The 13719-nt window shown below is 56.5% G+C and carries 13 protein-coding genes; 5 read left to right on the top strand and 8 right to left on the bottom strand.

What is annotated here, in order from left to right; translation table 11 throughout:
* Positions 1–35 precede the first annotated feature (35 nt).
* Together ileS and ABJN86_RS06850 are read right to left on the bottom strand one after the other, a co-directional pair.
* Complete coding sequence (gene ileS / locus ABJN86_RS06855; RefSeq protein WP_348365763.1) at positions 36–3014, bottom strand: isoleucine--tRNA ligase; 2979 nt, start codon at positions 3012–3014, stop codon at positions 36–38.
* A gap of 154 nt (positions 3015–3168) precedes the next feature.
* Complete coding sequence (locus tag ABJN86_RS06850) at positions 3169–3627, bottom strand: Rrf2 family transcriptional regulator (protein ID WP_348365761.1); 459 nt, start codon at positions 3625–3627, stop codon at positions 3169–3171.
* A 239-nt stretch (positions 3628–3866) separates the two neighbouring features.
* Here ABJN86_RS06850 and ABJN86_RS06845 point away from each other — a divergent pair, with 239 nt between their 5' ends.
* Positions 3867–4277, top strand: a complete 411-nt coding sequence (locus ABJN86_RS06845) for a group III truncated hemoglobin (protein ID WP_348365759.1) — start codon at positions 3867–3869, stop codon at positions 4275–4277.
* 52 nt (positions 4278–4329) lie between these two features.
* The gene (locus tag ABJN86_RS06840) at positions 4330–5511 is read left to right on the top strand and encodes an NAD(P)/FAD-dependent oxidoreductase (protein ID WP_348365757.1); all 1182 of its coding nucleotides are present in this window, start codon (positions 4330–4332) and stop codon (positions 5509–5511) included.
* Here ABJN86_RS06840 and ABJN86_RS06835 read toward each other — a convergent pair.
* Together ABJN86_RS06835 and ABJN86_RS06830 are read right to left on the bottom strand one after the other, a co-directional pair.
* Entirely contained in the window at positions 5508–6491 is a 984-nt protein-coding gene (locus ABJN86_RS06835) for a TIGR01620 family protein (RefSeq protein WP_348365755.1), read from the bottom strand. The two genes, ABJN86_RS06840 and ABJN86_RS06835, sit on opposite strands and share 4 nt — an antisense overlap.
* On the bottom strand, positions 6488–7891 hold the full coding sequence (locus tag ABJN86_RS06830; protein ID WP_348365753.1) for a YcjX family protein: 1404 nt from the start codon (positions 7889–7891) through the stop codon (positions 6488–6490). The genes ABJN86_RS06835 and ABJN86_RS06830 overlap by 4 nt, the downstream gene beginning before the upstream one ends.
* Positions 7892–7985: 94 nt before the next feature.
* On the opposite strand from ABJN86_RS06830, the gene truA reads away from it, so the two are divergent.
* Positions 7986–8801 carry a tRNA pseudouridine(38-40) synthase TruA gene (gene truA, locus ABJN86_RS06825; protein ID WP_348365751.1) on the top strand — a complete coding sequence of 272 codons (816 nt, stop codon included), beginning with the start codon at positions 7986–7988 and terminating at the stop codon, positions 8799–8801.
* Here the strand turns inward: truA and ABJN86_RS06820 are convergent.
* Positions 8798–9475 (bottom strand): hypothetical protein, encoded by a 678-nt coding sequence (locus ABJN86_RS06820; protein WP_348365749.1) that lies wholly within the window; start codon positions 9473–9475, stop codon positions 8798–8800. The two genes, truA and ABJN86_RS06820, sit on opposite strands and share 4 nt — an antisense overlap.
* Before the next feature lie 373 nt (positions 9476–9848).
* On the opposite strand from ABJN86_RS06820, the gene ABJN86_RS06815 reads away from it, so the two are divergent.
* The gene (locus tag ABJN86_RS06815; RefSeq protein ID WP_348365747.1) at positions 9849–10661 is read left to right on the top strand and encodes a polyhydroxybutyrate depolymerase; all 813 of its coding nucleotides are present in this window, start codon (positions 9849–9851) and stop codon (positions 10659–10661) included.
* Here the strand turns inward: ABJN86_RS06815 and ABJN86_RS06810 are convergent.
* Both ABJN86_RS06810 and ABJN86_RS06805 read right to left on the bottom strand, forming a co-directional pair.
* Positions 10658–11419 (bottom strand): ABC transporter permease, encoded by a 762-nt coding sequence (locus ABJN86_RS06810; protein ID WP_348365746.1) that lies wholly within the window; start codon positions 11417–11419, stop codon positions 10658–10660. The genes ABJN86_RS06815 and ABJN86_RS06810 overlap by 4 nt on opposite strands.
* Complete coding sequence (locus tag ABJN86_RS06805; RefSeq protein ID WP_348365745.1) at positions 11416–12342, bottom strand: ABC transporter ATP-binding protein; 927 nt, start codon at positions 12340–12342, stop codon at positions 11416–11418. The genes ABJN86_RS06810 and ABJN86_RS06805 overlap by 4 nt, the downstream gene beginning before the upstream one ends.
* A gap of 239 nt (positions 12343–12581) precedes the next feature.
* On the opposite strand from ABJN86_RS06805, the gene ABJN86_RS06800 reads away from it, so the two are divergent.
* Positions 12582–12920 (top strand): hypothetical protein, encoded by a 339-nt coding sequence (locus ABJN86_RS06800; RefSeq protein ID WP_348365744.1) that lies wholly within the window; start codon positions 12582–12584, stop codon positions 12918–12920.
* Here the strand turns inward: ABJN86_RS06800 and rpe are convergent.
* Positions 12917–13594, bottom strand: coding sequence for a ribulose-phosphate 3-epimerase (gene rpe / locus ABJN86_RS06795; protein ID WP_348365743.1), 678 nt, complete (start codon positions 13592–13594; stop codon positions 12917–12919). The genes ABJN86_RS06800 and rpe overlap by 4 nt on opposite strands.
* Positions 13595–13719 lie beyond the last annotated feature (125 nt).

Genomic DNA, 13719 nt, shown 5'->3' with positions numbered 1-13719 from the left:
GCTAGCAAGCCTTGCTCGTCCCCCGTCGCCCAATGCTATGCCAACGCCGTATCGCAACGCAGGCAGACACCTACGTTTGCATGCAAGCCCACGTCTGGCAGGATCTTCCAGCAGCGTTGGCACTTCTCGCCATCTGCCTTGTCGAACACAACCGCAACGCCGTCAGAATCCTCCAACGTGAAGGCCCCTTCCGGTGCGGCATCCGTGGTCACTTTGATGCCGGAAGTGATGCACATATCGTCGAAGGCCACTGTGTTCAGCACCGCTTCTACATCTGCGCCCACATAGACCGTCGGCGCCGCCTCTAGCGAGGAACCGATGACCTTGGCTGTCCGCTCAACTTCCAACGCGCCGGTCACCACGCGGCGCACTTGGCGCACGGTTGCCCATTTGGCGGCAAGATCCGCGTCACGCCAATCGGATGGTGTCTCGGGGATATCCGTCAGGTGGATTGAAGAGTCTTCTCCGGGGAAGCGCTCCAGCCAGATTTCCTCGCAAGTGAACACCAAGATTGGTGCCAACCATGTGGTCAAACGGTGGAACAGAATGTCCAATACGGTGCGCGCCGCGCGGCGGCGTTCGGTGTCGCCGTCGCAATACAGCGCGTCCTTGCGGATGTCGAAGTAGAAGGCCGACAGATCAACCGTCGCAAAGGTAAAGATCGCTTGGAACACACCTTGGAAATCGAACTTGGCGTAGCCATCGCGCACGGTCTCGTCCAACTCGGACAGGCGGTGCAGCACCCAACGCTCCAACTCCGGCATATCCGCGGGGTCCATGCGATCCGCCTCGGTGAAGTCATTCAAAGAGCCGAGCATAAAGCGCATGGTGTTGCGCAAGCGGCGGTAGCTGTCCGCCACGCCTTTGAGGATTTCATCCCCAATGCGTTGGTCCTGCGTGAAGTCGGTTTGCGCCACCCAAAGGCGCAAGATATCCGCGCCGTACTGCTGAATGATCTTTTCAGGCACGATGGTGTTGCCCACGGATTTGGACATCTTCATGCCCTTCTCATCCAGCGTAAACCCGTGTGTCACAACATTACGGTAAGGCGCGCGGCCTGTGGTGCCGACAGATTGCAGCAAGGACGAGTGGAACCAGCCACGATGCTGATCGGTGCCTTCCATGTAGACATCGGCGATGCCGTCTTCGGAGCCATCTTCGCGGTCGCGCAAAGTGAAGGCGTGGGTACAGCCAGAATCGAACCACACATCCAAAATATCCATCACTTGGACGTAGTCATCAGGGTTCACGATGCCGCCCAAGAAGCGTTCTTTTGCGCCGTCTTTGTACCACGCATCCGCGCCTTCAACTTCGAAGGCCTCTAGGATGCGGGCGTTGACCTCTTCGTTACGCAAAAGGAAGTCTTCCGCGTCAGGCAAGGCCCCCACTTTGGTAAAGCAGGTCAGCGGCACACCCCAAGCACGTTGACGCGACAGCACCCAATCAGGGCGTGCCTCCATCATCGAATGCAAGCGGTTGCGGCCCGATTGCGGCGTCCATTTCACGTTGTCGATCTCGGTCAAAGCCCGCTGGCGGATGGTTTTGCCGAATTGATCTTGGTCATCCCCAACTTCACGGTCAATCGCAGCAAACCATTGTGGCGTGTTGCGGAAGATCACCGGTGCCTTGGAGCGCCAAGAGTGCGGGTAGCTGTGCGTCAGACGCCCACGCGCCATCAGCAGGTTACCGGAAACCAAAACCTCGATCACAGCCTTATTCGCGTCGCCTTCTTTGCCATTTGGCTTGAGAATGCGCTTGCCGCCAAACAGCGGTAGATCGGCACGGTACGAGCCATCTTCCAACACGTTGTAAGTCATCGGCAGGCCAAACTTCACGCCGATTTGGTAATCATCGTCACCGTGGCTTGGGGCCGTGTGTACGAAGCCTGTACCGGCATCTTCGGTGACGTGATCACCGGGCAGCATTGGCACGTCGTAGTCCCATTCACCTTCGCCACCTGGCACGCCGCGCAGCGGATGCTTCAGGGTTAAGGCTTCCAAAACGGCAGGGGATGCGTCGCGCAGGCGCTCATAGCCTTCAACGCGGGATTGCTCGAAGATGCCTTCGGCAAGTGCGTCGGCCAGCAGGTATTTTTCGCCAACTTTCGCCCAGTTGTCGTCCGCCGCTTCGGTGACGCGGTAGAGGCCATAGCCAATCTTCGGCCCGAAACATACCGCACGGTTTTGCGGGATGGTCCAAGGCGTGGTCGTCCAGATCACCACATTGGTGTTGGCAAATTCAGCGCCGATTTCTTGGGCTGCGGCGGCGGTTTTACTGTCGTCTCCCCCCGTGATCTCATCCACTAAGGCCTCGGTCCCAGCAACGCCAACGATGGGAAATTTCACCCAAATCATATCGGATTTGTGGTCGTGGTATTCGACCTCGGCCTCGGCCAACGCGGTTTTCTCAACAGGCGACCACATCACCGGCTTGGAGCCTTGGTACAGAGTGCCTGTCATCAAGAACTTCTGGAACTCTTCCGCGATCACGCGCTCAGCGTGGAAATTCATGGTCAGGTAGGGATCGGCCCAATTGCCGGTGATGCCAAGGCGTTTGAATTCCTCGCGCTGGATGTCTACCCAACCTGCGGCGAACTCGCGGCATTCTTGGCGGAACTCCACCACGTCAACGGCGTCTTTGTCTTTGCCCTTGGAGCGATATTTCTCCTCGATCTTCCACTCGATCGGCAGGCCGTGGCAATCCCAACCTGGGATGTAGCGCGCGTCAAAACCCATCATCTGGTGCGAGCGCACGATCATGTCCTTGATGGTCTTGTTCAGCGCGTGGCCGATGTGCAGGTGGCCGTTGGCGTAGGGCGGGCCATCGTGCAAAGTGAACGATTGGCGCGTCTCGGTTTTCGCCTTCTCGCGTAGCTTGTCGTAGACGCCGATCTTGGCCCAACGCTCCAGCCAGCCGGGTTCGCGCTTGGGCAGGCCTGCGCGCATTGGGAAGTCGGTTTTGGGCAGGTTCAGCGTGTCTTTGTAGGAAACGGTCTCAGGGGTGTCGGCGCACATGTCAGGCGTCCTTTGTCGTCGGATTTAAAATCGGGTGTGGGGTCGGTGCGAGCAGCTCAAACACCTTTGCCCGGCGTCTCATCTTGATCAGAGCGCCGGGGATATAATTCGAATAATGACGATGTTTTGTGTCATGAAGCGCTTATAGCCTTGGCTAGACGGGTTCGTCCAGTGCACTTGCGCTCTCAATATCCAGCAGTGCCGCCAAGGCCGCGCCCTGCCCGCTGACGTCTTCCAGATTGTAGCCATCCAAGACCTTGAAGAACGCTTCTTGTGCCTCCACCAAGGGGCCGCGCAATCCACAGGCTGGCGTTATCGCGCAGGCCCCGTTCCCCGCGAAGCACTCCGCCACCGATATGTTGCGCGTCAAGCTTCGCACCACCGCACCAATGAGGATGTCCTTGGCAGGTTTCGCCAAACTCAAGCCTCCTGCCCGCCCCCGCGTTGAGGTTACAAAGCCCCCCGAGGCTAGGGCCGTGGCGACCTTGGACAGGTGGTGTTCTGACAGGTCAAATTTGCCCGCAATTTCAGACACCGACGCCCGCCGCTGGCCGCTCACGCGCAGGTATATAAGGACACGAAGCCCGTAGTCAGTGAATTTGTCCAATTGCATGTCGATATAATTAGCATTTGCAATACGCAATTAAAAGCACTAGATATTCCGCATACTAAATACCCATTAAAGGGATAAACCATGACCGCCGAGAAAATCGCAGATATCCTCTTGTGGCCCGGAACCAAGATTTGTCAGTTCTTGGGAGTACCACCAACGGATGACGCGGGCCTTATCCGCTCCATGTTCAACATGTTAGTTTATCTGTGCGTATTACTCCCGATTTTATGGATTGTTCTGTGACCACACTGCCGCCACGCTTCGACATCACCGCTGACCAAATCGACCAAGTGGTCACGAAGTTCTACGCCAAGGTTCGCGCTGACCTCGTTCTTGGTCCAATATTTGCCAGCCATGTTCCGAACGACGGCTGGCCAGCGCATGAAGCCAAGATCGCCAGCTTTTGGCGCAACGCTATCCTTTATGAGCGCGGCTATGACGGCAATCCCATGCAAAAACACATGGCAGCAGGCAACGTCCATGGGGAGCATTTCGCGCATTGGCTGTCCATTTTCGACACCGTCTTGGTGGCAGAGCTGCCCCATGACACCGCACGCGCGTTCTCTGCCCTCGCGCACCGCATTGCCCGTGGGTTGCGTATGGGCGTTGAAGACATGCGCGCACCAGCCGGCGCACCCCCAACTTTGTAGAGCGTACATTTACCCCATGACGCCAACCGCTTAACCGCATAGGTTGCGGCCTATGACGTATAACATTGCTATCGCAGGCGCGGGTATTGGCGGGCTTACCGCCGCGACATTGCTCGCCAACCAAGGCCACCACATCACGGTTTTTGACCAGTTTGACCGCCCCCGCCCCGTGGGGTCAGGCCTTGTGATACAACCTGTGGGGCAAAAGGTTCTAGGTGAGATCGGCGCCCTCGATGCCGCCCGCGCCAAGGGCAATGCCGTGCGCCGAATGCTTGGGCACGATGCCAGCCATGGCCGCCGCGTTTTGGACGTCACTTATGATCATGACCCGAACGGGACGAACGTAGGTTTAGCTATCCATCGCGCCGCGCTATTTGACGCTATACTCCAAGCGGCAACGGCCGCTGGGGTCACAATCACCCCCGCTCATGAGGTCACGTCCCTAAAAAACCGCCATCTGCATTTCAAAGACCACGCACCACAGGGACCGTTTGATCTGGTCATCGACAGCTCCGGCGTGTCATCGCCCCTGTCCCCGATCAAAGCCAAACCCCTGCCATACGGCGCGATTTGGGGCACGGTGCCTTGGCGTGACATTGGGGTTCCAATGGACCAACTCACGCAGGTCTATCGCCGCGCGGACCGGATGATTGGCATCATGCCATCAGGCACTTTACCCGGATCAGACGCGCAGCAAGCCGCAGTTTTCTGGTCCATGCCCCGCGACAGCTACGACGACTGGCGTGCCGCCCCGCTTGAGGACTGGCGCAGGCAAGTAACGCAACTTTGGCCCCAAGCCGCCCCGATCTTTGAGCAGATCACCGACCACGACCAAATGACCATGGCCCGCTATGCGCATGGCACCCTGCGCACGCCCTATGCCGACGGTTTGGCGATCATCGGTGATGCGGCGCACAAAGCCTCGCCTCAGTTAGGGCAAGGGGCGAATATGGCGATGTTGGATGCTTCCGCCCTTGCGAAGGCCGTCGCGCAATATCCGCTGCAAGAAGCCTTGCCCGTCTATGCAATGGCGCGGCGGTGGCATGTGCGCATCTATCAGGCGATGTCTTGGGCGTTCACGCCGCAGTACCAATCCGACAGCAAGATCCTGCCCGCATTCCGCGACCACATCCTGTTTCCGTTCAGCCAAATCCAGCCACTACCGCGCCTGCTGACCCGCCTCGTGCGAGGTGACATGATCCCCCCGATGGCGTCCCTGACACCGCGCGATTAGCCGCTTGGCAACATCCCCGTCAGGGCGCGGCGCATTAGCCCCGTGACCGACGGTTTATCTTGCGTCGCATAAGACAGCGGGCGGCACACATCCATTGCGGCCACGCCTACGCGTGCGGTTAAGGCGCCGTTGATGACCCCCTCGCCAAACCGGCGCGACAGCTTCGACAACACTCCGCCACCAGCAATGGAGCCGATCAGGTCATCCCCAACCGCCACAGCGCCTGTGGCCACCAAATGGGTCAGTACCGCTTTCGTCAGCCGCCAGCTTCCCAAGGTGCCGGAACGGCCGCCATAGATCTCGGCGATGCGACGGATCATACGCAGGTTCGACGTCAAAGCCGCGACCAAATCCGCCAATGCCAATGGCACAAGCGCGGTGACCGTCGCCACTTGCCGCGCGGCGGCCTCGACTTCGGCGCGGGCAAGCGCGTCCAGCGGGGCAAGAAGCTGCGTCTCCGCCTCCCCCAACACCGCATCCGCATCAAACCCATCCCCCTCGCGGGCGCGAAGGGCGGCGCGGCCGGCTTCCAACTCTGGGCGATTGGCATAGAGCGCCATCAGGCGGGACGACACCACCTTCGAGGCCTTTAAATCCCCCGTTGCCAATGCACCGTCCGCCTCCTTGCGAAGCCCGTCAATTTTCTTCAACCGCCCGATTGCCAACCACTCCTTGCCCGCAATCAGCAGCAACGCCAGCACGAACAAACCTGTCAGCCCCAAAGCAATTGCACCCAACACGGGGCTGCGCGCAATCAAACCGTTCACAAAATCCCAAGCAGCAACGCTAGCGACAAAACTCACAAGCGCGAGCAGCGCCGACCAGAAGAACTTGGCCAACCGCGACGGCCTGCGTGCAGCCAATGCCGCGACCGTTTTCATCGCGCGACCTTCGGGCAAATCATCCGCGATTATGGGTGCGGTTGCTGGTGTTATCTCGGCGGGCTCGTCCAATTCGATCAATACAGGGCGCTTGCTCATCTCAAACGATCTCCGATTAGGAACTCGGCTGCGCGTCCCAGCCTGATATGTGGCGGCCCCTCGCCCGGTGCCAAATTCAACTTAGCGGGGGCGAAATTCATCACCGAGTACTCCGCATCCAACCAGCGGTCAGCCCCATCGCGAGCTGCCCCGATGATCTTTGCCGGATCGGAAGGCAAATCTCCGGGGTAGAATGCGGCCTGTTTGCCAGTGTCCTCCAAACGCCCACGCACCACATCAAGGCCTTGCAAATGGTCCTCGGTTGTTGCGCGCAATGCGGCGATCGACATCGCTTGGGTCTTAGCCCCTGCGAAATCCGCACGGTCGCGGGCGTCGCGCAGCAACGCCTCCATGATCGCGGTTAAGCGCCCGTGTTGCGACTGGTGCAAATGGTCGGCCTTGGTGGCCGCAAAGAGGATTTTCTCAACCCGCTTGCCAAACAGCATCTGCGACAACCATGCGTTCGCACCTGGGCGGAATGCTCCCAAGATATCAGCCATCGCCGTGCGCAGATCATCAACCGCTTGGGGGCCGGAATGGATCGCACCCAACGCGTCGACCAGCACAATTTGCCGATCAATGCGCGAGAAGTGATCGCGGAAGAACGGCTTCACCACCTTGGTTTTATACGCCTCGAAGCGACGCTCAAACTCGCGGTAAAGCGAGCCGCGGCGGGTCTTCTCGTGCATCGGCAGCGGCGCGAATGTCAACACGGGGGAGCCTGCAAGCTCCCCCGGCAACAAGAAGCGGCCCGGTGTGTAGTCCGAAAACCCTGCGTCTCGGATGGCCTGCAAATAGGCGGTGTAGGCTTCTGCGATGCGTTTTGCCCGTGGCTCGTCCAACTTCTCGCCGCTGTCCGTCGCCTTCGCCAAAGCGATGAACGACGCACCAACATCGCGTGTATCCGCGCGGCGAAGCGCCTCTTCGGACCACTCAGCGTAGGATTTTTCCATCAAGCCAAGATCAAGCAGCCATTCGCCAGGATAATCCACGATATCCAAATGCACCGTGCGCGGCCCCGAAACCATGCCTCTCAACCCTGTGGGCTGCACCCGCATCGACAGGCGTAATTCGGAAATGGAACGCGTTGAGACCGGCCAATGCGGCTCGGCGCCAGTTAAGGCCGCGAGATGTGTCTCGAAATCAAACCTAGGGATCGTGTCGTCGGGTTGCGGGTGTAGATAGGCGGTTTGTATCCCACCATCCGCCACCGCACGCAGCTGCCCCATACGGTTACGATCCATTAAGTTCGCAATCAAGGAGGTGATGAACACGGTCTTGCCCGCGCGGCTTAACCCCGTCACACCCAAGCGGATCGATGGCTCAAACGCCCCGGTCACGGATTGCGTCGCCCCTTCCACCGTTCGGCCAATGCCATCGACAATATCGTAAAGTATCAAATTTGCCCCTCGGGTTGTTCCCACCTACATAAGGGGCATCGGGCGGCGTGTGTAGGGTCTTGGCACCGCGCATTAGTCAGGATAGCAGTCTGACATGCCTCGTTACGCGCTAAAAATCGAATACAACGGCCAGCCCTACAACGGCTGGCAACGCCAAGACGGTCAACCGACTGTTCAGGGCTCCATTGAGGATGCCTTGCGAAAGCTTCAGCCCGACTTCGACAAAATCGCCGCCGCAGGGCGCACGGATACGGGCGTGCACGGGTTGGCGCAGGTTGCCCACGCGGATATGATCCGTGATTGGGACCCCTTCCGGCTGAATGAGGCGCTGAATTTTCACCTAAAGCCGCATCCGATTTCGATCCTTGAGGTCGCAAAAGTGCATGGCGAGTGGCACGCCCGCTTTGACGCCAAAGAGCGCCGCTACTGGTTCCGCCTGCTGTACCGCCGCGCCCCTGCGACCCACGAGAAAGGGTTGGTGTGGCAGGTGAACTACCCACTGGAGATCGAGCCCATGCGCGAGGCCGCGCAGCATTTGCTAGGCAAACATGACTTCACAACCTTCCGGTCATCAACCTGTCAGGCCCTGTCTCCGGTCAAAACGCTGGATGCGCTTGATATCCAACAGGTTGAGGTGCCTTACGGGCGCGAGTACCGGTTCTCAATTCGGGCCCGCAGTTTTTTGCACAACCAAGTCCGAAGCTTTGTTGGCTCATTAGAGCGTGTTGGTTGTGGCTCTTGGGAGCCGCTCCAAATGAAACACGCATTGGAAGCCTGTGACCGCGCAGCTTGTGGTCCAGTATGCCCTGCGAGTGGTCTATATTTAGCGAGCGTTGAGTATGACAACGATCCCTTCACGAGCGTCGCGGCCCCCAAAGGAAAGTCGAAAAATCAATCGGCGAGGGATTAGCCCGTTCGCCGTTCGAGCCCACTAGGGGGTGCCGGAGCGGCGCTCGAGCTTGCTGCTGCGTCATGTTGGCATCCGGCGACGTAGCGTTTTAACAATCCCACATAAAATTCCATCTCTTCTTGCTGAGTATTCAACTGGTCCAGTCGCGCTTGAATTGCCGCACTGTGAGTGGTCACACAAGAGCGCCCCCCATTCCGAGACAGAGAAAGCATGTCAAATATCGGGGATATGATATCGCTCAAGACGTCTACCGCTATCCGTTCACGAACAGATGCCGTCGATACGTCAAGCGTCTGCTCAAAGAGCAAGACACGGGTTAAATCCCCCACAAATCTTCGAAAATTCAAGGTTATACCGTCGAAATCATCGCCATCATCCGCTGAGTCTATGTTTAGACCTGACACTCCAACGCCAAGCATTGAGAATGAATACAGAGGATTGCAAACCGCTTTTCGGTCTTTCAAAAAATAGCCCAATTCATCTGAGAAGCTACTCACAAACTCGGGCAGCAGTGTTTGCTCAATGGGGCGTCCCAATGCGAATTCATAACGGTGGCTTATCTCATCCAAACCCACTTGAACGAGACGGACTAGAAATCGCCCATCGCGTTCCAAGGTCAGTTTTATCTTAAAATTTACTCGTGGCGTTGGGCCAAGGAGATTTGCCGTAGACATTGTTTTCCTCAATCATCGGGAAGGCACACAGGATACACACTAGAAATTCGGCTAAAGTCGGTTTTTTGAGACTCCAAAGGTGCGTCCAATTCGTTAACAAAAGATTTACGGAGCTTTAATGATTGGGCCGGCGACGGCGTCTCTCAATCCAAGTAAATTCATTAAAATATAAATTTATTTCAACCACTTAACACATACCCCTGAAGCCCATCTCTACATATAATCTCGTACAGCGATTGCACAGAATGAGTTCACGATCTCGCTAGGCGAGGCATTCTAGAAGTTTTTTGGCGTTAACAGCTTTGTGACAAGCCACGTTACATGCATTTTTGTAGGGTCGCATCAACTTTGACAGAACTTCGGAATCAGCACTATGGGGCTTACCCAAACGACAACGGCGATTTACACAGCCTTTGCTTTAGCAATGCTCGCAACTAGCACGCAGGCGCAAAGCGCTGCTCCCTGTGAAGCCGAAGTTCCATGCCAGATCGGGGATCGCTCCTACCACGTTCTTCCACCTGATAACTGGGACGGCACCACCCCGCTTCCCGTTTTGTTGCACTTTCATGGTTGGGGCCGCCAAGGCACCTTGATCGTAAAGCACTCCCGCATTGCAGGGGCCACGCGCCCGCGTGGGGTTTTACTCCTTGCTCCCAACGGGGATGGCCGCACTTGGGACTTTTGGAATGAGGGCAGCCCAGACACCGACTTTGCGGCCGCCGTGATAGAAGACGCCGCGAAGAACTACCCGATTGATCGCGATAACATTATGGTATCTGGCTATTCCTACGGGTCCGCGATGGCATGGCGGTATGCTTGCGAAAACGGGGACGGGGTTCGCGCACTTTTGGCTGTGTCCGGAACAATCAACCAAAACGAATCCTGCGAAACGGCCCCAAATGAAGTGCGACACGTGCATGGGACGCGCGACACCGTAATGGATTTCCCGTTCGGCCCAGGCGGTGACACCAACCATCCTGTGTCCCTATGGCGCGAGCGTTTGGGCTGCTCAGTCCCAACTGGGACCGAGAGCTACTCCACCACGGAAAAAGATCACTTCGAGCGTGTGATCTGGGAAGGTTGTGCAACCGGCAACGTCGTCTTGGACGTCCATTCGCGTGGCCACTTCATCCCGAAAGGTTGGTTCGCACGGCAGCTGGACGACCTGCTAGATACGCCATCCTAGGATTTCAGTCGGTAACCCGTTTTAAATATCCAACCGATCACAGCAATGCAGGCCGCAGTGAACAGTGCGGTCGCCAATAGACTAACCCCTATTGAGACCTCTGCCGTCCCAAAGAAGGACCAGCGGAAGCCCGAGATCAGGTAAACGACCGGATTAAAAAGGGTTATCGTTTGCCAAACCGGTGGCAACATGGACACGGAATAAAATGTCCCCCCCAAGAACACCAAAGGGGTAATGACCAGCAATGGGATCAATTGAAGTTGCTCGAAGTTCTTGGCCCAAATTCCGATAATGAACCCTAGCAGCGAGAAACTGAAGCACGTCAAAACGAGAAAAGCTACCATCGCAACGGGGTGCGCAATTTCAAGATCTACGAACAGAAATGCCGTGCACAAGATGATCACGCCAACTAGCAATGCCTTTGTTGAAGCGGCGCCGACATAACCGATCAGTATCTCGACGAAGGACACAGGTGCAGACATCAACTCGTAGATTGTGCCGGTAAACTTAGGAAAAAAGATGCCAAAGCTCGCGTTCGAGGTGCTTTGTGTCATCACCGATAACATAATCAAACCCGGGACGATGAAAGCGCCATAGCTGACCCCCTCTACCGAGTCGATACGCGAGCCGATGGCGGTGCCAAACACCACAAAGTACAATGACGTCGACAGGACCGGTGAAATGATACTTTGCATCAATGTGCGAAAGAAGCGCGTCATCTCGAATACGTAGATCGCTTTGATTGCTGTCAGGTTCATGTCGCGTCCTCCACCAAACCCACGAAGATATCTTCTAGTGACGACTGCGAGGTCGCGACGTCCTTCAAAACCAACCCTTGCGCGGCCACATCTCCAAGCAGGGTCGTGATGCCAGTTCGCTCGCCACGTGTGTCGTAAGAGAATTCCAAGCAACGCCCATCTGCGCCGATGACCAAGTCATACTTCGCCAATGCGTCGGGAACCTGCGTAATTGGCTCCTGCAACTCAATAGTCAGCTGCTTGCGGCCCATTTGATCCATCAGCTCGGTCTTGTCTTTCACCAACAGGATTTCACCGCCATTGATCACGCCTACGCGGTCTGCAATGGCTTCGGCTTCTTCAATGTAGTGGGTTGTTAAAATGATCGTCACCCCATCCGCCTGCAATCCACGCACGACATCCCACATGTCCTTGCGCAGCTCCACATCCACGCCCGCACTCGGTTCATCGAGGAAAAGGACTCGTGGCTCATGGCTCAGAGCTTTGGCGATCAACACACGCCGCTTCATGCCGCCCGACAGCTCTTTGACGCGGGTGTCTTTCTTGTCCCAGAGCGACAGCTGCCGCAAAATGCGTTCAATATAGGCATCGTTGCGTGGCTTCCCGAACAGTCCCCTTGAGAAGACAACCGAGTTGTTAACCGTTTCAAACGGCTCTAGCGAAAGCTCTTGTGGCACCAGACCAATCAGTCGACGCGCACCGCGAAAATCATCGACAATATCGTGCCCACCGACGGTAACAGAGCCTGAGGTCTTATTGATCATCCCGCAAATAACCGAAATCAGGGTCGTCTTGCCCGCCCCATTTGGTCCTAACAGAGCAAGAATTTCGCCCTGCTCAATTTCCAAAGACACATCTTTCAGCGCTTGAAAGCCGCCGTCATATGTCTTGGTAAGGTTCTCGACAGATACTATCGCAGTCATAAATCCCCGCATTCAGCTTAGGCGGGTTGTAGGTGGCAAAATCACTTTCGAAAACCCAGAGTTTTGTGCACACAGTGAAAACAGATGTGCACAAAGGTCTTCACGTTGATTTATTTAAACATTTTGGTATTTTCAGCTTCTCCACATAACCAGAACATCACATTTACAACGTATAATTGGTAGGTAGGCTAGCAGCAGGCTGTCTAGCGCTGCAGTTTAATGATTGGGACGAGTAACACGTGAGTCTTCAGCAAATCGACACCATGATCGACTTTGCGATCACTCAAATCTCTGGCTCGCCGGAAGGTTACCGTGCGGTTGTTCGAAACCTTACAAAAGAGTGGCCTGATGTGACCGGTGCCCAAATTGTGTTTGTTTTGGTGAGCGCCGCAAACGCAATCGAGCAAGTTTTTGAAGCCTCTCCTGACCCAAAAACCGAAGTCCAACAAACCTTTCGCATGGCTGCATTGCTGGCAAGTGATCTATTCGCATTGCAACAACGCGACAACTTCGCGCCATCCGGGCGTGATTTATCGGCCTATTGGAATGAAAACGATCGCTTTTTTCTAGATCTTTAGGCGTAGGACGCGCGGATGGCACGGATATTGTCGCCATAAGGTGCCGGATCGCTGACCGAGCCGCCTTTAAACACCGCAGAACCTGCAACCAACACGTCCGCACCAGCCTTTACCAAGCCAGGGGCCGTTGCGGGTGTGACGCCGCCATCGATCTCTAAGTGAATTGGACGATCACCGATCATAGCGCGCAATTCTGCGACTTTACCTTCCAACGGAATGAAGCTTTGCCCACCGAAACCGGGGTTCACAGTCATCACGCACACCAAGTCGGCGACGTCCAGCAGATGTTCCACCGCCGATGCGGGCGTGCCGGGGTTCAGGGCCACGCCGGCCTTTGCTCCTGCACCGCGAATGGCTTGCAACGTGCGGTGAATATGTGGGCCGGCCTCGACATGTGCTGTGATGAAATCAGCGCCAGCTTTCGCGAATTCTTCAATGTAGGGATCAACAGGAGCGATCATCAAGTGCACATCCATCACCGTTTTGATGTGCGGTCGAATGGCCGCGCAAGTGGTCGGCCCAAAGCTGATGTTAGGCACAAAATGCCCGTCCATGACGTCCACGTGGATCCAATCCGCACCTTGGGCCTCGACCGCGTCGATCTCTGCGCCAAAATTGGCAAAATCAGCCGCTAAAATGGAGGGTGCGATTTTTACGGAGTGGTCAATTGTCATGGCAGAATCCCCTGATACATTTTCAACCCTTCCCTAACGCGCCCACTGCCGCTTGGGAAGGTATCGCATGCCTTGCAACCATTGCCCGCCCGTGTCAGGTTTCTCGCTTCTCGATCCCAAAGGAC

The organism is Litoreibacter sp. (genome assembly GCF_039974535.1).
In the GTDB taxonomy this organism is placed as follows: Bacteria; Pseudomonadota; Alphaproteobacteria; order Rhodobacterales; family Rhodobacteraceae; genus Litoreibacter.
Note: the sequence above shows the minus strand (reverse complement) of the source record. Positions and strands in the feature narration are given on the sequence as shown.